Annotated in this window: 17 protein-coding genes; 3 read left to right on the top strand and 14 right to left on the bottom strand. The window is 32.4% G+C overall.

Annotation, left to right across the window (positions count from 1 at the left end; all coding sequences use genetic code 11):
- Nucleotides 1-322: 322 nt before the first annotated feature.
- The 7 genes from C1S72_RS04310 to C1S72_RS04280 form a co-directional block, all read right to left on the bottom strand.
- Nucleotides 323-508, bottom strand: coding sequence for an Arc family DNA-binding protein (locus C1S72_RS04310; protein WP_104734423.1), 186 nt, complete (start codon nt 506-508; stop codon nt 323-325).
- Nucleotides 509-512: 4 nt separating this feature from the next.
- Nucleotides 513-1,022, bottom strand: coding sequence for a DUF1648 domain-containing protein (locus tag C1S72_RS04305; protein WP_104734422.1), 510 nt, complete (start codon nt 1,020-1,022; stop codon nt 513-515).
- Nucleotides 1,023-1,024: 2 nt separating this feature from the next.
- Nucleotides 1,025-1,183, bottom strand: coding sequence for a DUF4177 domain-containing protein (locus tag C1S72_RS04300; RefSeq protein WP_103051374.1), 159 nt, complete (start codon nt 1,181-1,183; stop codon nt 1,025-1,027).
- A gap of 6 nt (nt 1,184-1,189) precedes the next feature.
- Nucleotides 1,190-1,375, bottom strand: a complete 186-nt coding sequence (locus C1S72_RS04295) for a hypothetical protein (RefSeq protein ID WP_104734421.1) — start codon at nt 1,373-1,375, stop codon at nt 1,190-1,192.
- Nucleotide 1,376: 1 nt separating this feature from the next.
- A complete protein-coding gene (locus tag C1S72_RS04290; protein WP_104734420.1) occupies nt 1,377-2,237 on the bottom strand; it encodes an SPFH domain-containing protein in 861 nt (286 codons plus the stop codon).
- 234 nt (nt 2,238-2,471) lie between these two features.
- Nucleotides 2,472-3,398: an alpha/beta hydrolase gene (locus C1S72_RS04285; RefSeq protein ID WP_104734419.1), complete on the bottom strand. Its 927-nt coding sequence runs from the start codon at nt 3,396-3,398 to the stop codon at nt 2,472-2,474.
- Nucleotides 3,399-3,761: 363 nt separating this feature from the next.
- Complete coding sequence (locus tag C1S72_RS04280; RefSeq protein ID WP_104735786.1) at nt 3,762-4,361, bottom strand: alpha-ketoglutarate-dependent dioxygenase AlkB family protein; 600 nt, start codon at nt 4,359-4,361, stop codon at nt 3,762-3,764.
- A 33-nt stretch (nt 4,362-4,394) separates the two neighbouring features.
- Between C1S72_RS04280 and C1S72_RS04275 the strand changes: the two genes are divergently transcribed.
- A complete protein-coding gene (locus C1S72_RS04275) occupies nt 4,395-5,069 on the top strand; it encodes a M15 family metallopeptidase (RefSeq protein WP_104734418.1) in 675 nt (224 codons plus the stop codon).
- Nucleotides 5,070-5,087: 18 nt separating this feature from the next.
- Here the strand turns inward: C1S72_RS04275 and C1S72_RS04270 are convergent, their stop codons facing one another.
- The 5 genes from C1S72_RS04270 to C1S72_RS04250 form a co-directional block, all read right to left on the bottom strand.
- Complete coding sequence (locus tag C1S72_RS04270) at nt 5,088-5,720, bottom strand: outer membrane beta-barrel protein (RefSeq protein ID WP_104734417.1); 633 nt, start codon at nt 5,718-5,720, stop codon at nt 5,088-5,090.
- 150 nt (nt 5,721-5,870) lie between these two features.
- Nucleotides 5,871-7,529, bottom strand: a complete 1,659-nt coding sequence (locus C1S72_RS04265) for a serine hydrolase (RefSeq protein ID WP_104734416.1) — start codon at nt 7,527-7,529, stop codon at nt 5,871-5,873.
- Nucleotides 7,530-7,664: 135 nt separating this feature from the next.
- Entirely contained in the window at nt 7,665-9,575 is a 1,911-nt protein-coding gene (gene htpG / locus C1S72_RS04260; protein ID WP_104734415.1) for a molecular chaperone HtpG, read from the bottom strand.
- A gap of 160 nt (nt 9,576-9,735) precedes the next feature.
- Complete coding sequence (locus tag C1S72_RS04255; protein ID WP_104734414.1) at nt 9,736-10,443, bottom strand: hypothetical protein; 708 nt, start codon at nt 10,441-10,443, stop codon at nt 9,736-9,738.
- A 5-nt stretch (nt 10,444-10,448) separates the two neighbouring features.
- Nucleotides 10,449-12,890: an alpha/beta hydrolase family protein gene (locus tag C1S72_RS04250; protein ID WP_104734413.1), complete on the bottom strand. Its 2,442-nt coding sequence runs from the start codon at nt 12,888-12,890 to the stop codon at nt 10,449-10,451.
- 168 nt (nt 12,891-13,058) lie between these two features.
- On the opposite strand from C1S72_RS04250, the gene C1S72_RS04245 reads away from it, so the two are divergent.
- Nucleotides 13,059-14,069 carry a 3-oxoacyl-ACP synthase III family protein gene (locus C1S72_RS04245; RefSeq protein ID WP_104734412.1) on the top strand — a complete coding sequence of 337 codons (1,011 nt, stop codon included), beginning with the start codon at nt 13,059-13,061 and terminating at the stop codon, nt 14,067-14,069.
- 305 nt (nt 14,070-14,374) lie between these two features.
- On the opposite strand, the gene C1S72_RS04240 is transcribed toward C1S72_RS04245, so the two are convergent.
- Nucleotides 14,375-16,873, bottom strand: coding sequence for an outer membrane beta-barrel family protein (locus C1S72_RS04240; protein ID WP_104734411.1), 2,499 nt, complete (start codon nt 16,871-16,873; stop codon nt 14,375-14,377).
- Between the two features lie 109 nt (nt 16,874-16,982).
- On the opposite strand from C1S72_RS04240, the gene C1S72_RS04235 reads away from it, so the two are divergent.
- Nucleotides 16,983-17,345, top strand: coding sequence for a CoA-binding protein (locus tag C1S72_RS04235; protein WP_104734410.1), 363 nt, complete (start codon nt 16,983-16,985; stop codon nt 17,343-17,345).
- Here the strand turns inward: C1S72_RS04235 and C1S72_RS04230 are convergent.
- Entirely contained in the window at nt 17,316-18,758 is a 1,443-nt protein-coding gene (locus tag C1S72_RS04230) for a sodium:solute symporter (protein ID WP_104734409.1), read from the bottom strand. The genes C1S72_RS04235 and C1S72_RS04230 overlap by 30 nt on opposite strands.
- Nucleotides 18,759-18,826: the final 68 nt, after the last annotated feature.

The following is an 18,826-nucleotide window of genomic DNA, read 5'->3' as shown; positions in this document are numbered from 1 at the left end:
TTTTTATGGAATAATCTGTTTGTTTTACTATAGAATTCTTTTTTAATTCATCATTCAAAAAAATGATTTCCTTAATCTTGACCAATGAATCAATAACTTGAATTTTTAAATCAAATGAATTGAAATTTAAATTATTTGCATTTACTGGTATATTAAATGAACTTTTTCGATCTGCATCTACTTTTTCAATGGAAATACTTTGTCCAAAAGAAATGTTGTAAAATAGACAAAATAAAAAAACTAAAGTGAATTTAAATATTGGTTTCATTTGGATATATTAAGGGTGCAAAATACCAAAATAAATGGGTTAAAAAAAGCGACCTTATTGGTCGCTGTCTTTATTGTTGTTCTTTTTGGTTTTGGGTTCACGTTTATTATCCTTTAAATATTGCATTAGCATCCACTCAATTTGCCCATTGGTACTCCTGAACTCATCAGAAGCCCATTTCTCGATGGCTTTGAGCATCTCTTCATTTAATCGTAATGCAAAGGCTTTCTTTTTTGACATGTTCTTAAGACTTGTTTATTTTTTTGTAGTATAAGTAAATACCAATAGGTAATAATATACTAAAACTAATAACAGAGGGAACAAACCAAGAGCTAAATTGCATATCATGTTCTTTGGCATTTTGTACAATATAATAAATAATATAGGCAAACATAATAACTGTTAAGGTGTTTACGACGCGAACAATCCGCGTGCTAAATCGGTAATTTTTTAAAGCATTTTCTTCTGTAATATTAACCATGTAATTATGTGTATGCGGAAATTTATTAATCATAAACAAACTAACATACATTACTGTTGATATTATTGGTAAAAACCATAAATAATTTTTACTGCTATAACCATCTGCTTCACCTTTAGCGTTAAAATGTGATGCAATGGTTTCGGGTAATTCTTGATATTCTACAATTAAGTAAACCCACATTAGTATTATAAGGGTAATAGATATTAATTCTAATACCACATCAAAACTTTCTAATGGAACTTTTATTCGCGGTCTATCATTACTCATCATCACTATCTATTTTTGTCACGTTCAAAAACAATCCTTGTTGTTTGTTCACCAATGTGAATCACTCTCCAACCAGAAATGGCATGTTCATTTAAGGTCATTTCTAATTTTTTATTGTTGTTAGATAATCCCATTTTCCAGTTTACCACTTTATATTCCTTCATATCTAATTAATTTTCTTGTTTTTTATCCTTTTTAAAGACGGTGAGAGCTATTACTATCCCTATTAATGTTCCAATCATTGATCCATATATTAGGCTTATAGCAACATCTCCCACCACAGCTCCAATTGTAGTGCCTATACTAGTTCCTAACGCACTTCCTATTGCAATACTGTATATTTGATTCTTACTCATTTTAATGATTTAAAGTTCCAGCATTAACTATAGGTGAAGCATCTTTATCACCACAGAGTATCACCATCAGGTTACTCACCATAGCTGCTTTACGCTCTTCATCTAGGTCTACAATTTGTTTTTTGCCTAATTCTTCTAAAGCCATTTCGACCATGCTTACAGCTCCTTCTACAATTTTATGTCTTGCAGCTACGATTGCTGTTGCTTGTTGACGTTTCAGCATGGCATTTGCAATTTCTTGAGCATAAGCTAAATAACCTATTCGGGCTTCAAGCACTTCAATACCAGCAATAGAAAGACGCTCATCAATTTCTCTTTCTAGAGCATTACTTACTTCATTAACACTTGAGCGTAGTGTAATGTCTTCATCAAGACCTTCGTCAGCAAAGTTGTCATAAGGATACATACTCGCTAATTTTCTAACTGCTGCATCGGTTTGTACACGCACAAAATTTTCATAATTATCAACATCAAAAGCTGCTTTGTAAGTGTTTTGAACACGCCACACCAAAATAGTACTTATCATTACTGGGTTACCGAGTTTGTCATTAACTTTTAAACGTTCACTATCAAAATTACTAGCTCGTAAAGAGATTTTCTTTTTCGTGTAAAATGGATTTACCCAATAGAAACCATTTTTTTTAACAGTACCAACATATTTACCAAATAGTAGCAGTACTCGTGAACCATTTGGTTGAACCATAATAAATCCCGGAGCAATAAGAATTGCAGCAATAATAATAGGTAGATATTCAGGATTTCCTGTAGTAATGGCAAAAACAATGGTGCCAAAAAACAGTATTAAAAATACGAACAACATGATGTAGCCGTTTGCAGGTACTATGAGTTTCTCTTCTTTCATGATTGTAAAATTTAAAATGATATTAAAATGATATCACAAATATATCATTAAAATAATTATCCTGCAAATTGAGTTTGGCACGCTAATTGAATTATAAATAGTGTTATTGTAACTTAACTTTAATTAAAGTGTGGTTACCTTAATTAAAGACAATAACATTTCATATTTTTGGTTGGTTAGTAAGTAAAAGCATCCCTCTCGGGATGCTTTTCTTTTTTTTTATGTAACAGGAATTTATTTCTTAATGAAACTAGAAATAGCTTCAACAAGTTCTGAAGAAATTGATCTGAAAGATTCGTTATAAGATTTTGAGTTTTCTAAATCGTCGCCTTCAATAATAAAAAGTGCATGATTCATATTCTCAATAATTTTTAATTCAGCATTTGTATTGGCTTCCTTTAGCTGATTTGCCTCTTCAACTGAAACCTGAAGATCTTTTGTGCCATTTACAATTAGAATAGGAATCTCGACTTCTGAAATAATTTCTTTGGGTTTATATTGCATCCAATTGGAAATAAAGGGTTGTGTATCAATATTAAAAACAGATGCTAAGGCAGGAGGGTAGTCGGTTGTAGTTTCCCCTTTTTTAAGGATTTCAAATGTTTTTTGGGCATCTTCAGTTAATCCTGGTGCCATTTTTTGAATTTGTTCAGTAATAACCTCGTCAATGGTTTGACCAGCACCAGCCAATGAAATGAAACCGTTTACCTTTTCAGATAAAGCCAGCATACCAACTAAACTACCTTGACTGTGTCCAATGATGTAAATGGATTTAAATTGAGCTTGATTATGAAAATAATCAACAACTGATGAAGCATCTGTAACAAAATCATCAAACATGATATTTTTATCTACATTACCTTTCCTTATTTGTTTAACTATACGTTTATCGTAACGAAAGGTTGCGATACCCTCTTTAGTTAAAGCTTGCGCTAACTTTTTTAGGTTATTACTTTTTAGGAAATTCTGATTACCATCTCTATCTGTTGGTCCAGATCCAGCAATAATGATTGCTAAATAATCTGAATTAGCATTTTCAGGTAATAGTAGGGACCCTTCAATGTGTTCATTGATCACAATGCTAGTTTCTATTGGATTATCTTCTTGAGAAAAACTAATAAAATGAAAAGTGAGTAAAAAAATTAAAAATGAAGCTCTCATATTATTCAGATTATAAAAATCAAATTACATTTTACTAACGTAAAAATAGGTTTTTATTATGTAAATGAGTTTACGATAATTATCAAAATCACTAAATTAAATCGTGCATTTCATCGATAAAATGCAATATTTCAACTACAAATGTTAAAAAAAGATGCATTTCATCGAAAATAAATGTATTTAAACGTTCTTTTTAAAATATAATTTTACATTTGATATGTACTAAAAGACATACTTTTTAGTTCAATGGATTAATTAATTAATATTTGCATTATGTCGTTGATACTAGAGACCCTAAATCTAACAGCATAATAAAAATGCAAATTAAACTAAACCGAGGTTGAGGGACCTCGGTTTTTTTGTTTAATAGATATTCCTAAATGTTAGATTAATGCGCTCGCTAATTGGCTTTTGTGTTTTAGGTATTTGATGCAACCAATGATGTTGCATAGCACCTGACATAATTAATAAACTGCCATTTTTTAATAATAGTTTATGTCTTGCAGTTTTTATCTTTCGATGTTTAAAATGAAACACTCTTTCCGCTCCCAAACTTAAGGAAGCTATAATGGGATTAGTTCCTAACTCCTTTTCATTGTCGGCATGCCAGCCATTACTATCTTGCCCATGGCGATACAAGTTTAGGAGTACTGAATTAAATTCTGACTCTGTGATTATTTCTATTTTCTTCTTGATGCTTAATAATTCTGAAGACATTGGTTCTGGATGCATGGTGACATTTGAATAGGTATATGTTTTGTTTGTTTCAGCATATAAAGCTGTTAATCTAGGTTGTTTGTAGGTTTTTCCAAAAAGGGTTATATCATCATGATGCCATTTGGTTTTATGCTTCAAGTGTTCAAAAAGTTCATGAGCTTCATCGGTTTTTAGAAAATCAGCAACATATGTGATATGAGCATCAGGTAATTCAAGAATGGTTTTTTGACTTGAAAACAAATCCATAGGCGATTTTTTTTCTAAATTAGCAGTTAGCATATGAAAATCAAAGTAATTCTACTTCTTATTGTTTTTGGTACACTTGCATTAGTGAGACAAAACCACTTACCTGATAATTTTGTGTACGCCAAATCCATTATTCCTGATTTGGAAGTAGAATTGCGCTACTTTGGCGTCAATAATTTTGTGGGTGACACTATTGATGGATATCATGCTAACAGGCTTATAATTACTAAACCAACAGCCCAAGCTCTTAAATTAGTTCAAGCAGAACTACAGCAACAAAACTTATGCTTGTTGGTTTATGATGGTTATAGACCGCAAAGGGCTGTAAATCATTTTATACGTTGGGCAAGGGATTTGAGCGATACTATCAATAAACAGCAATTTTATCCTGATGTTGTAAAAAGACATTTATTTAGAGATGGATATATTGCTTCACAATCAGGACACAGTCGAGGGAGTACATTGGATTTAACCATAATTGATGCTAATACATTAGAGCCTTTGGATATGGGAAGTCCTTATGATTTTTTTGGTAAAGAATCTTGGGTTAATTATACCGAAATTTCAGAAAATCAAAAACATAACCGTCGGCTATTGCAGACGGTTATGTTAAAACATGGTTTTAGAAACTATCCAAAAGAATGGTGGCATTTCACTTTACGACAAGAACCATTTCCGGATACATATTTTGATTTCGAAATTAAATAGTTTAGGTTTTCGTATTAACTAAAAGCCTAAGATAAACATCAATCCAACAGTATTAAGATTTTTCATTTTTTGTTCATCAACAATAATCTGATTATTATTGGTTTCTAATTTTGAAAAGTCAGATTGACCTAAATAATTCAAACCTAGGCTAAATCTATCGCTCACTTCATATAAGAATCCTAAACCTAATTGAAATCCAAAATTCCAACCTTCATAGACATCTTCTACTTTTCCATTTACAAAAGTATATTCATCATTGATAATAGTTTGGGCGTAAGGGCCTAAATAAGCAAATACTTTAAAATTATTTCCTACATTTTTATCAATACTCAATAACAACGGAATTTTTATCAAGTCACGTTCATGGTAAAATTGTCCTGCAGAATTAAATCCGTTACCACTTAACTGATTTAATCCAACACCAGTAGCAATACCATAGTTTTGGGAAAATTTGTAGTTAAGAACCAAATCTCCTGAATTACTATTTAGATTGTAATTTGCTTCATTGTCATTGTCAACAATACCATAACCAATACCTCCGTATGCAATGACACTAAACTTGGAATAACTGGTTTCTTCAGTTTCTTGAGCGAATAACGCGCTCGAAATAAACAATAGTAATAAAAACGAAATTGATTTTAAATGTTTCATAATTTTTCTTTTTGTTTAAAGATAATGATATTATAAACGAACATAACTTGCTCTTTATTTCAAATACCAATGGTGCTATTGATTTTTTAAATACAAAAAAACCACTTCTGTTTGGAAGTGGGTTTATAATTTCATAACACTTGGAGCAAACTATTCTATTTTTTTAGCAGGTATATCCTGACCGCCTTGATGGAGCGTTAGACTTGTCACTTTTCCAGATTCATCTTTATTAAAATCAATACTAGCAGATACTACTTTTAAAAAGAAGGTGTCTTCGTCTTCTGCAAAAATTTCAAATAGAGGTTGACCTGTTAATTGACCGAAAAGTTGTCCATTAGCTGTAGTTACTTCAATAATAAAACCGGGTTGTAATTCATATTTACCAACATATGTATCAAGTATTTCTTGAGAAACTGTAATGCTTGGTTTCTCAACAGGTGCTTTCTTATCTGTTATTCTTCCTATTATTTCTTTTCCACTTAATTGCATTGTTACTTGTTTTAATCCATTAGAGTCTTTTGAAAATTCGTAACTTGTATTATTAGCATCAAATATAAATTTGTTAGGTGACAACGGATAAATCTCCATTTTTGTGCTGCCTTCACGCTGACTGAATATTTTTCCGTCTTCAACAGTAACATAGCGCAATACATTACCATCAAATTCATATGTACCGGTCCAAGCATTTAGTTGCTCGTTGGTTAAAGTTATTGCATCTTCTTTTCCTTTTATAGGTTTACCAATTACTAAAGCACCAATTTTGTTTGCTAAAGCACCAACATCTTTACAGTTGCAATTACTTAATGCAGAAACAAATACCTTCTCTTCAGGGAAATATACTCCCATTGTTGTATATCCGAAAATACCTCCACCATGCTGAATGACTGTTGATCCGCTTATTTTCTCTTCTACCAGTCCGTAGCCATATAAAATATGCTCTCCGTTATTTAATGTTGAACCATGAATGGCTTTTTCATAACTCTCTTTACTGATTAATTTATGGTTATTCAGTGCGTTTTGCCATATTAATAAATCATTTGTTGTGGACATTAGTGAACCAGCAGCATATGGTAATGTCATGCTTAAGTAATTTGAATTTTCAAACCCAATAGTTCCTTCTTGATAGCCGTCAGCTCTATTAGGAATAATTTGATTGTTATTGCCATAATAGGAATTAGACATGCCTAGTTTTTCAAAAATGTTCTTTTCAATAAAATCTTCATAGGTCATTTTTGAAACCACTTCAATGATATAGCCGAGTAGGATATAACCAGAATTATTATAACGAAATTCTTCAGCTGGATCAAAATCCATAGGTTCGTTTTTAAAATGATCAATTAGTTCAGTAGGTGTCATATCTTGCGCTGCAAACTTTTGAAAACTTGGCATTCCTGTATAACTTTTAATTCCAGAGGTATGGTTTAATAAATTATGGATGGTAATTGTTTTTCCTTTAGTTGGATAATCTGGAATGTATTTTAACATGTCGTCAGATATATTAAGCTTTCCTTGTTCTTCTAACATTAAAATGGCAACTGCAGTAAATTGTTTGGTTATAGAACCTATTTCAAATACATTTTCTGTTGTCATTGGAACATTCAATTCTAAACTCGCTAAACCAAAAGCCTTTTGATAAATAGGTTTTCCGTCTTTCGCTATTAAAATGGATACACCAGGACCATCTTCTGGATACATTTCTGATGCCATTGCATCAATTTTTTGATCTAAACTTTGAGCTTGTAATGAAAAGGTGAGTAGGAATAATATAAGAAAGGAGATTCCGAAAAAGTGAGTTTTTGTGTTTTTCATGAGTTGGTTATTGTTTGTTAGTAATTTACGACTTTATAGTATGACGAACAAGTTCGCAATTGGTTACAAAAAAACCACTTCGGTTAGGAAGTGGTTTTGAATATATGTAGGATGCTGAATAAATCAGCGTGTCAACTACTTAATCATGTCATAGCTTCGTTTAATGAAGTTCGTTAACTCTTCACCTTTAAGTAAACCTTGACTCAATCGCGCTAAATCTAAACTCTGATTAATTAGACGTTCTTGCTTTTTCTTGGTTTTGGTGTTTAGAATTTCACCAACCAATTCAGAGTTGGTATTTACCACCAAGTTGTACATTTCCGGCATATTGCCCATGCCAAACATACCGCCTCCACCAGTTTGCTGCATCTCTTTCATACGACGCATAAATTCTGGTTGCGTAATCATGAATGGAGCCGCATCGCTATCCATAGTTTCTAATTGCACCATAAACTTTTTTGAAGGGATGACTTCTTTTAATAATTCATCAAGATTTTTCTTTTCGTCTTCTGAAAGCTTGGAGATTTTAGTATCCTCTTTCTTAATTAAATTATCAATATGATCGGCATCTACACGAGCAAATGAGATATTCTCCTTGCTACCTTCTAGTTTTTGCATTAAATGCGAAACGATAGGAGAATCTAATAATAACACCTCGTAACCCTTACCTTTAGCAGCTTCAATGTAACTGTGTTGTGCATCTTTATCTGATGCGTATAGAATTACAAGTTTATCATCTTTATCGGTTTGCTTCGCTTTAATAGCATTGTATAACTCGTCGTAAGTAAAGTATTTACCATCTACTGTTGGATACAGTGCAAAAGCATCTGCCTTTTCGAAGAATTTTTCTTCTGAAAGCATACCATATTCAATAACGATTTTAATATCATCCCATTTCTCTTCGAAATCTTCACGATTGTTATTAAAAAGTGACTTCAATTTATCGGCAACTTTACGCGTGATGTACGATGATATTTTCTTCACCGCACCATCGGCTTGTAAATAACTACGTGATACATTTAAAGGAATGTCTGGAGAATCAATTACACCACGAAGCATGGTTAAGAATTCTGGAACAATTCCTTCTACATTATCAGTTACAAAAACCTGATTTTGGTACAATTGAATTTTATCTTTCTGAATGTTTAAATCATTGGTCATTTTTGGGAAATATAAAATCCCAGTTAAGTTAAACGGATAATCGACATTTAAGTGAATGTTGAATAAAGGCTCTTCGAATTGCATAGGATACAATTCGCGATAAAAATCATTATAATCTTGATCCTCTAAATCTGCTGGTTGTTTTGTCCAGGCAGGATTCGGATTGTTGATGATATTGTCAACCGTAATCTGTTTGTGAGGTTCGGTTGTTTCTTTGCCGTCTTTGTCTTTTGTGGTTTTTGGCGTGAAGTCTGGATCATTTACTTCTTTAGTTCCAAATTTAATTGGCACTGGCATAAACTTGTTATACTTAACCAATAATTCACGAATTCGTGATTCCTCTAGAAACTCATTATCATCATCAGTAATATGAAGAATGATTTCGGTTCCTCGGTCTTTTTTATCAGCTGGTTCTAAAGTAAATTCTGGCGAACCATCACAAGTCCAGTGAGCAGCAGGTTCATCTTTATAAGATTTGGTTATGATTTCTACTTTATTGGCTACCATGAAAGCAGAATAGAAACCAAGACCAAAATGACCAATGATTCCAGAATCTTTAGCTGCATCTTTATACTTATCTAAAAACTCTTCAGCACCAGAAAAAGCAACTTGGTTGATGTATTTTTCAACTTCTTCGGCTGTCATACCAATACCTTGGTCAATAATGTGAAGTCTCTTGCCTTTTTTGTCTATTTTAACTTCAATCTGTGGGTTGCCATATTCTACATTGGCTTCACCAATACTGGTTAAATGCTTCAGCTTTAGTGTAGCATCTGTTGCATTACTTATTAACTCACGTAAAAATATTTCGTGGTCACTATACAAGAATTTTTTAATGAGTGGGAAAATGTTTTCAACCGAAACATTAATATTTCCTTTTGTCATGATTTATTATTTTATTTTGTCACCTCGAGCGTAGTCGAGAGGTCTTTTAGTTCTCGACTGTACTCGAACAGACAGATTAATTAAATATTTGTTCTGCAAACAGAATAGACAAAAAAAGTACCAAGACATAAAATGTGACAAACTGACATTTAAAACTTATTTAAGTACAATCGTCAGAAGAAACTACAATGGTGTCATTTTCTTTAATTTCAATTATTAAATCATTTGTAGCACCAATACTATCAAATATTATTTTCTTTTTTGTAATGATTTTTGGTTCTGGAATCCAATACTCATTTGTTTCAGCAGTGTAACCAGAGTATTCAGAAATCATTTGATGATAAACTTCATTTAAGCTTAAATTTGTGTACTCAAAAACATGATAAAAACAACCATCCCAGGCAGTATAATTATAAGTGCAATTAGAATAGTATTTAGTTTCAAAATATTTTGGAAAAGTTCCATTTTCTGTTTGAATCATTTTAGTTTCGGAAAAATTATTTATTAAGTCTCCTTTCAAATGAAGTTTTGTCCCTAATTTATCAAGAATTGGTTTTGGGTTTATTTTTGATAAATCAGAACTGAATACATAACCAAATTTATTGTTGAGTTTAATTTTTATCCATTTCCCATCTAGACTAAACCCATTGCCTATTTCAAACTCATCATCAGATGTAATAGTTTTTAATTCAATAAGTTTTATTCCTACATCTATATTATCTAGAACTTTTGAATTAAAATCTGCTTCTCTATAAAAATTTGTTCCGAGAATATTAATTGTATAATATTCTTTTTTATTAGAATATTCACTTTGAAAAGTTGTTAAGAGTAAAAAAAGTATAGTGTATATAGTGATTAATAACTTCATTTATGCTAATCTTTTATTGTTTCTTCAGGTGTATTTAAGTCTGCTTTATTCTTTACATGTTGTTCTAGCCATTGGTCTTGCTCCCAAAGCATGTGCATAATAGATTCTTTGGCGGCATAACCATGACTTTCTTTAGGTAACATAACCAAACGTACTGGAGCGCCTAAACCTTTTAAAGCATTAAAGTAACGTTCACTTTGTAATGGATAGGTTCCAGAATTATTATCGGCTTCACCATGAATTAATAATAACGGTGTCTTCATAGTATCGGCATGCATAAACGGTGACATGTTATAATATATTTCTGGAGCTTCCCAATAATTCCGTTCTTCGCTTTGGAAACCAAAAGGCGTCAATGTTCTGTTGTACGCACCACTTCTGGCAATACCTGCCGCAAACAAGTTAGAGTGTGATAGCAAATTGGCTGTCATAAAGGCACCATAACTATGTCCTCCAACTGCAACACGATCTCGGTCAATATAGCCCATATTATCAACGGCATCAATGGCAGCTTTACCATTTGCAACTAATTGTTTAATGAAACTGTCATTTGGTTCTTCGTCACCTTCACCTACTATAGGAAATGCCGCATCATCTAAAACGACATAACCACGTGTTACCCAATAAATTGGTGAACCATAATACGGATAGGTAAACTCATTTGAACTAGAGGTATTTTGACCTGCGCTATTTTTGTCTTTATACTCACGTGGATAAGCCCACATAATCATAGGATATTTTTTACCAGCTTCATAATCGGTAGGTAAATAGAGTGTGGCACTTAAATCTAAACCGTCATCACGCTTATAATTTATAACTTGCTTTTCAACATCTTGAATACTTTTAAATGGATTTTCAAATTGTGTTAATGGAATAAGTCCTATCCTTTTTTTTATATTTCTGATGTAGTAATTTGGATATTCATTTTTTGATTCTATTCTAACTACAAATTCACCTTTTTTAGCATCTAAAGCACTGGAGATATCTTCAACTTTATCAGTAAGTTGCGACTGATACAATCGATTGGTTTTTTTTGTTTCTAAATTTAATTCATCAACAAAAGGAAACTTACCTTCATTACTGTATCCATCACCAATGAGGTAAGCAGAATTATTGTCAAGATCTAAAACGTACTCATTAAATTCATTTTTAGTAGTTACAAAACTTCCAGGATCATTATATCTATCTTGATAATTCCTGTCAAACAAAATTTTTACATCATTTGGTTTAGATGGGTTAAAAACGTAGGTTCTGGAATTTCTGGTATTCCACCAATAATCGTATGCCACAGCAATGTTGTCATTTCCCCAAATAATTCCGCTAAACCTATCCTTGGTTTTTAAAATGGATTTTGCTGGGCCATCAAATGGCGCTTCTTGTTGAAATACTTCATCGCGATAAGGAACTTCATTGGCAGGATCACCACCATCCAGCACTTCGGCCCAAACCAATGTGGCTGGTTTGTCATTTCTCCAAGTAAAGTCTCGTTTACCTTTGCGCTCAGCCATAAAGCCTTTTGGTAAATCTTCAATCAAAGGAACCTCTAGAACAGTCTTAACTTTATCACCATTACTTTTATAAATAGTTGAAGCCGATGGAAATCTATAATAAGGAACTAAATATGAAAATGGCTTGTTGATAGTGGTTATCATAATATATTTTCCATTAGGAGAGAATGATAAACCTCGATACATATCGCTTGTTTTCCATAATGTTTTTGATCCATCAAGATTAATCTTATAGATTTCAGACTTGGCTAATTGTTCAAAATTATGTTCGTCATTTTTGTTTTTTAGCAGATCTTGGTATGTTCTATTTTGAGCTTTAACACCAGCTTCGCTAACAGAAACGGTTGGACCTGTTGGAATTGCTTCTTTTGTGTTAATTAAAGGTTCTCGGTCATTTGGAAGCATTTTAACTAGCATTGATTCGCTGTCTTTAAACCAAGTAACAGGATCACCCATATTAGCATTTAAATTGGCATTAGTAATTTTTTTAGTCGAAGCATTTAAAACATCTAATAACCACAGTTCCGCACCATTGGAAACAGTATTGGTAAACGTCATATACTTTTGATCTGGCGACCAAGAGAAATTTGCATATCGCCCTTTTTCTGGCAGCCCTGTTATGGTTTGTGGTTCACTGCCTTTACCATTTTTAACTTTTATATCAGTATAATAGCGTGTTCTACTGCCAATATTAGTCACAGGGTTTATACGTAAACCACCAAGACGTAATTCGGTTTCTGAAAGCTCTTCGATCGTTTTATAGTTGCTACGGAATAAAAATACAATGTTGTCACCTTTACTATCCATACGGATACTTGGTGCCAGAGGCGCTTCGGCTAATTCAAGAATATTTTGATGAGGTTTTTGATAAGTAAGATTTTCTTGTGAAAAACTGTAAGAAATGCATAAAAATAGGCATAATGTAAAAATACGCTTCATGACAACTGGTTTTAATTAGAGCCTTAAAGATACTTAAAAAGAATACTGTTAAAAAGTTAATAAATCTTAAACTTTATTTGTTATGCACGCATAACGATTACAATTGACAATTCAAATCTATTAGGGCGTAAATGGTTAAATTGCGTGACATATTTAAACCTTGAAGGCATGTACAATTCAAAGATAATTGGTTTAGGACATTATGTTCCTGAAAATGTAGTAACTAATGACGATCTGTCTAAAATGATGGATACTAATGATGAATGGATTCAAGAACGAACCGGAATCAAAGAACGTCGTTGGGCTGTAAAGGAAACGGGTGATACTACTGCAACAATGGGTGTAAAAGCTGCTAAAGTAGCTATAGAACGTGCCGGAATTGATAAAGATGATATTGACTTTATAATATTTGCCACCTTAAGTCCAGACATGTATTTTCCTGGACCTGGTGTTCAAGTACAACATGCATTAGATATTAAAACGGTTGGTGCTCTAGATGTAAGAAACCAATGTTCAGGTTTTGTTTATGCACTTTCTGTTGCTGATAATTTTATAAAAACAGGCATGTATAAAAATGTGCTTGTTATTGGTAGTGAATTACATTCTCATGGATTAGATAAAACCACTCGAGGACGAGGTGTAACTGTTATTTTTGGTGATGGAGCAGGAGCAGCCGTTTTGACTCGTGAAGAAGATAATTCTAAAGGTATTTTATCGACGCATTTACATTCACAAGGTGAGCATGCTGAAGAGTTAGTTTTGGTAGCACCAGGTATGGGTAAGCGCTGGGTAAATGATATTTTAGCAGAAAATGATCCAAATGATGAAAGTTACTATCCGTATATGAATGGGCAATTTGTCTTTAAAAATGCAGTAGTACGTTTTAGTGAAGTGATTATGGAAGGCTTAAAGAAAAATAATTTACAAGTTGATGATATTGATATGCTAATTCCACATCAAGCGAATTTACGGATCGCTCAATTTATCCAGAAAAAATTTAAATTGAATGATGACCAAGTATTCAATAATATTCAAAAATATGGAAATACAACAGCAGCTTCAATTCCTATTGCTTTAACCGAAGCTTGGGAACAAGGCAATATAAAAGAAGGCGATACGGTTGTGTTGGCTGCCTTTGGAAGTGGCTTTACGTGGGGAAGTGTCATTATTAACTGGTAACAAGTTTTTTTAGTATTTGAATTTAATACATAAAAAAACCCGAGGCAAGATTGCTTCGGGTTTTTTCGCTATTAACCAATTTTAACTAACACTAACCGTAAGAAGTTTTACAGTTATATTACTTAAAAACTTATCACTTATCTATATAGACGTAAAAAGTCTGTTTTTATTTCATTGATAACAGATTTTAACTATCATTTAACATCCTTAATTCAAAAACCCAAGGCAGTGACACCTTGGGTTTTCTTATTTAATAGCCAAACAATAACACTAACCATCAACTATTATGAAGGCTACCAAATATATTATATAAATCCACCACTTCCTGATTTCTCATTGTCATCGCGGTTTTTACGTTGTAATGCTCTGTACTTATTTCCTCCAAAACGATAAGAAAGATTGATATTCCACGTATTACTTTCCCAATAGAATCCGCCTATAGAAGGCACAGGATTTTCACCCTCAAATTCGAATGCCATAGTATTAAAAATATCATTGTAATTGAAGCTTACTGTAGCACGATTATCTTCCAAGAATGAGTATCTAATTCCTGTATTTACAAAATACATAGGTTTTCTTGTAAACTGAATGCCTTCTTCTTCACCACGGTATAAAGCAAAAAGCGACAAATCTAAATTTTTAACCAGTTTAAAATTATTAAAAACTCTGAAGTTCCATATAATATTATCCGCTGTTACTTCTTCAGTAATGATGTCGTCTTCTGTTGGTTCTTGACCTGGAGGCGCAATAACACGTTCGGTGAATCCTTTCTGTTGTCTCGAATACATATCAAAACTAGCATTAAAACTCCACCATTTTGTCGGTCTGTAATTACTAGATAGTTCGATACCATAGGCTGATGTGTTGTCAAAATTCTCAAACGTCAGGATGTACTTGTTATAATCTAAACGGTCTACAAAAACAGCACGATTAATTTCGTCTTCAATAAGTCTGTAAAAAACACCAGCAGTTACCGAACCTTTTTCAAAATTTCGAATATAATTTGCTTCTATCGAGTTGGTAAACTGTGGTTCCAATTCTGGATTACCAACGTTGGATAGTAGTGGCGTGCTCCATTCGCGAATAGGATTAACCTGTCCAACACCAGGCCTATCAACACGTCTGCTATAACTTACTTGATAAGTGTTTTTTTCACTAGGTGTGTAGGTTAAAAACGCCGAAGGGTAAAGCTGAAAATAATCATTTTCAAATGGATTTACTTCAGATGCGTTTTCTAAAAAGTTGGTTGCAACAGCATCAACAGTTACGGTTTCAGCTCTGACACCAAATTGATAGCTCCATTTTTCTAATGATTTCCCATAAGTAATATAGGCCGAATAGATGTCTCGTTTATAATCATAGAATGTTGAAGGTGTTGGTATAAATTCGTCACCATTACCAATAATGTCATCTTGATTTGGATTTGTGGATAATCCAGAAGAATCATAATTAACTTCTGTATCATATAAACGCGCTTCTAATCCTGCTTCTAATTTAGTTTCATCGCTTAAAGGATTTACATAATCAACATTTACAATAGTTTGCGCCCGATTAGTATCAACATAATCTTCATAATTTGGTGGAAAAGCAATATTTACAAAATCGAAATTGGCATTTTCTTCTTGATTAAAATCACTGTAATCGATTTCAACATCTAATTTTTCACCTTCTTTTTTAAAGTTGTGTTTATAGGCCAAATTGTATTGCGACGAAATATTGTCTATAGTGTTGTTGAATAATTGACTTTCGGTAGGTCTATTTTCATATTCTACATCAGTTGTACTATCTGTTTTACCGTCAAAAATATTTTGATTAGTGAAGAAGGATATGGTATTGGCTTCGTTTAAATAATAATCTAAACCTACTTTGAATAGATGGGAGCTACCAGTTCTATCAGTATCAAATATTTGATTAGATAGGTTGTCTGTTCTGTAAATATTCCCATAGCTAGCATTAGTTCCAACATTATTACCATAATTGCCATACAAATTGAATTTCCCATTACGGTAATTCATATCTATAGATCCATTGAATCTGGCATTTATCTCTTTAGTTAGACCTAGATTAATATTACCGTTAAATCCAATATTAGTATTTTTATAAAGAATGATATTAATGAGGCCGCTCATACCTTCAGGATTGTATTTTGCTGAAGGGTTTGTAATTAATTCTATTTGTTTAATAGATGTTGAAGGAATCTGTCTTAAGAGTTGAGCAATAGGAACGTTTGATAATGTACCGTCTATCATAACACGAACATTCTCGTTTCCTCGTAAGCTGATATTTCCAGTTTGCTGATCGACGCTAACCGATGGAATATTATTCATTATGTCAGAAGCGGTAGCGCCAGCAGTAGTTAAATCTTTACCAATATTAACCACCTTACGATCTACTTTTTGTTCAATAGTAGATACTTCAGCAATAATTGTTACTTCGTCTAAACCTGTTGCTTCTTCTTGTAAGGCTAAAGTTCCTAAATTAATATCCTTATTATCTCTATTGATTTCTATTGGTTTGTCTATGCTTTTATAACCAATAAACTGAATAGTTACTATATATTTTCCTCCTGGAACTTTTTGTAAAACAAACTTACCGTTGTCATCAGTTATAGTACCATTAATGGTTTCATCTGATTCACTTTTTAAAATAATGGTTACATATGGTAAGGGTTGTTGTAATGTTTCGTCTATTACGGTTCCTGTAATAGTTCCACTTATAAGAGTCGGAATATTATTTACAGAAGTTTGAGCTTGTGAGAATAGAGTTAATAATAATAACAAGCATATTGCTAATAGCTTTTTCATCTGATTGGTTGTCTTTTGATTGATGTTTTATTTTTTGTTATTATTATTACAGACGTCTATTTTTACAGCTTGTTACTGTTTTTAACATTACTTAACAACACTTTAACACATGAGCAAAAAAACATTAGTATTTGGTGCATCTTTAAAACCTAATAGATATTCTAATTATGCCATTCAACGTTTGGTATCAAATAAGCATGAAGTTGCTGCTTTTGGAATGAAATCTGGTGAGGTTTCTGGAGTAGTAATTGATACTGAATTGGTTGACTATAATGATATTGACACAGTTACATTATATTTGAATCCCAATCGTCAAGAAGCATATTACGATTATATAATTAGCTTGAAGCCAAAACGTGTTATTTTCAATCCCGGAACTGAAAACCCCAAATTTTATAAATTATTGCAAGACCATAATATTGAATTTGAAGTGGCTTGTACTTTAGTATTGTTGTCTACGAATCAATATTAAGCCTAAAAAGGTTAAGAATCCATTTAAAATCAAGATAAAGAACCCAAACTCAAAACCAAACCATTTGGTACTATTTACGCTAATAATATAAGAAAGGATAGGCGATAGTATGGCAATAACTGGAACCCATTTATCTTTCACCTGCCATTTTGTAAATAAGCCATAAGCATATAATCCCAGCAATGGTCCATAAGTATAACCTGCAAACACAAAAAGTTTAGCAATTACACTCGCATCTTTAATAATGTACTTAAATGCGATAATTACTAAAATTAGTACTAAAGAGATAAGCACATGAATCCGCTTTCTAATACGTACTTGTTTTTCGGTATTGTGTTTCTTTTCAATATCTAAAATATCAATACTAAACGATGTGGTTAAAGAGGTTAATGCCGAATCGGCACTACTGTATGCTGCAGCAATTAATCCCAATAGGAAAAATACAAAAACACCAATTCCTAAATGGTTTTTGGCCAGAATAGGGAACAAGTCATCTTTATGGGCGTCAATTCCATTTTGTTGCGCATATACCGTTAAGAGTAAGCCTAAACTTAAAAAAACAAAATTCACTATTGTTAAAACAATTGTAAACCAAAACATGTTTTTTTGTGCATCTTTAAGCGTTCTGCACGTCAAGTTTTTTTGCATCATATCTTGATCCAAACCGGTCATAACTATAGCTATAAATGCTCCAGAAATAAATTGTTTCCAAAAATAATTACCAGATTTAAAATCATCAAAAAAGAAGGTTTTACTCAAATCGCTATCTAAAACAAAACTAAAAATATTACTACCGCTTAATCCTAATTCATCACCTACAAAATAAATGGTAACACCAACGGCAATAAGCATAAAAAGGGTTTGTAAGGTATCGGTCCAAACTATGGTTTTAATTCCTGATTTAAACGTGTATAGCCAAATTAAAAGTACCGTAATAGTAACTGTTTGCCAGAATTCTATTCCTAATTCATCAAACAGTATAATTTGTAACACATTAGCAACTAAATATAGTCTGAAACTGGCTCCAATTACACGAGATATTAGAAAAAAGGAAGCGCCAGTTTTATACGAGTAATTTCCAAATCGTGTTTCTAAATAGGTGTAAATGGATGTTAAATTCAATCTGTAATACAAAGGCAAAAGTACCAAGCCAATAACCAGATAGCCTACAATATACCCCAAAACCACCTGCATATAGCTAAACTGCGAAGCTTCAATCCAACCTGGAACAGAAATAAAGGTAACACCAGATAATGAGGCTCCTATCATGCCAAAGGCTACTACATACCAAGGGGATTGTCGATTGCCCTTAAAAAAGGCATCATTTCCAGATTTTTTTCCAGTGAAATATGAAATCAAAATAAGCAAGCCAAAATATGCTGCAATAAGTAGAATAATCTGCGTAGGATTCATATAAAAATATTGTTTAGCCAAAATACAAATTACGTTTGTATATACAATTCTTAAATGTAAAATCGTAA

It is taken from the genome of Hanstruepera ponticola, assembly GCF_002940745.1.
GTDB lineage: Bacteria > Bacteroidota > Bacteroidia > Flavobacteriales > Flavobacteriaceae > Hanstruepera > Hanstruepera ponticola.
The sequence above is the reverse complement of the archived record's forward strand: the minus strand, read 5'-3'. Positions and strand labels throughout refer to the sequence as shown.

Excerpts from the sequence above, each read along its gene's own strand:
- C1S72_RS04310 (WP_104734423.1), bottom strand. The coding sequence starts at position 508 with ATGTCAAAAAAGAAAGCCTTTGCATTACGATTAAATGAAGAGATGCTC.
- C1S72_RS04305 (WP_104734422.1), bottom strand. The coding sequence starts at position 1,022 with ATGATGAGTAATGATAGACCGCGAATAAAAGTTCCATTAGAAAGTTTT.
- C1S72_RS04300 (WP_103051374.1), bottom strand. The coding sequence starts at position 1,183 with ATGAAGGAATATAAAGTGGTAAACTGGAAAATGGGATTATCTAACAAC.
- C1S72_RS04295 (WP_104734421.1), bottom strand. The coding sequence starts at position 1,375 with ATGAGTAAGAATCAAATATACAGTATTGCAATAGGAAGTGCGTTAGGA.
- C1S72_RS04290 (WP_104734420.1), bottom strand. The coding sequence starts at position 2,237 with ATGAAAGAAGAGAAACTCATAGTACCTGCAAACGGCTACATCATGTTG.
- C1S72_RS04285 (WP_104734419.1), bottom strand. The coding sequence starts at position 3,398 with ATGAGAGCTTCATTTTTAATTTTTTTACTCACTTTTCATTTTATTAGT.
- C1S72_RS04280 (WP_104735786.1), bottom strand. The coding sequence starts at position 4,361 with ATGGATTTGTTTTCAAGTCAAAAAACCATTCTTGAATTACCTGATGCT.
- C1S72_RS04275 (WP_104734418.1), top strand. The coding sequence starts at position 4,395 with ATGAAAATCAAAGTAATTCTACTTCTTATTGTTTTTGGTACACTTGCA.
- C1S72_RS04270 (WP_104734417.1), bottom strand. The coding sequence starts at position 5,720 with ATGAAACATTTAAAATCAATTTCGTTTTTATTACTATTGTTTATTTCG.
- C1S72_RS04265 (WP_104734416.1), bottom strand. The coding sequence starts at position 7,529 with ATGAAAAACACAAAAACTCACTTTTTCGGAATCTCCTTTCTTATATTA.
- htpG (WP_104734415.1), bottom strand. The coding sequence starts at position 9,575 with ATGACAAAAGGAAATATTAATGTTTCGGTTGAAAACATTTTCCCACTC.
- C1S72_RS04255 (WP_104734414.1), bottom strand. The coding sequence starts at position 10,443 with ATGAAGTTATTAATCACTATATACACTATACTTTTTTTACTCTTAACA.
- C1S72_RS04250 (WP_104734413.1), bottom strand. The coding sequence starts at position 12,890 with ATGAAGCGTATTTTTACATTATGCCTATTTTTATGCATTTCTTACAGT.
- C1S72_RS04245 (WP_104734412.1), top strand. The coding sequence starts at position 13,059 with ATGTACAATTCAAAGATAATTGGTTTAGGACATTATGTTCCTGAAAAT.
- C1S72_RS04240 (WP_104734411.1), bottom strand. The coding sequence starts at position 16,873 with ATGAAAAAGCTATTAGCAATATGCTTGTTATTATTATTAACTCTATTC.
- C1S72_RS04235 (WP_104734410.1), top strand. The coding sequence starts at position 16,983 with ATGAGCAAAAAAACATTAGTATTTGGTGCATCTTTAAAACCTAATAGA.
- C1S72_RS04230 (WP_104734409.1), bottom strand. The coding sequence starts at position 18,758 with ATGAATCCTACGCAGATTATTCTACTTATTGCAGCATATTTTGGCTTG.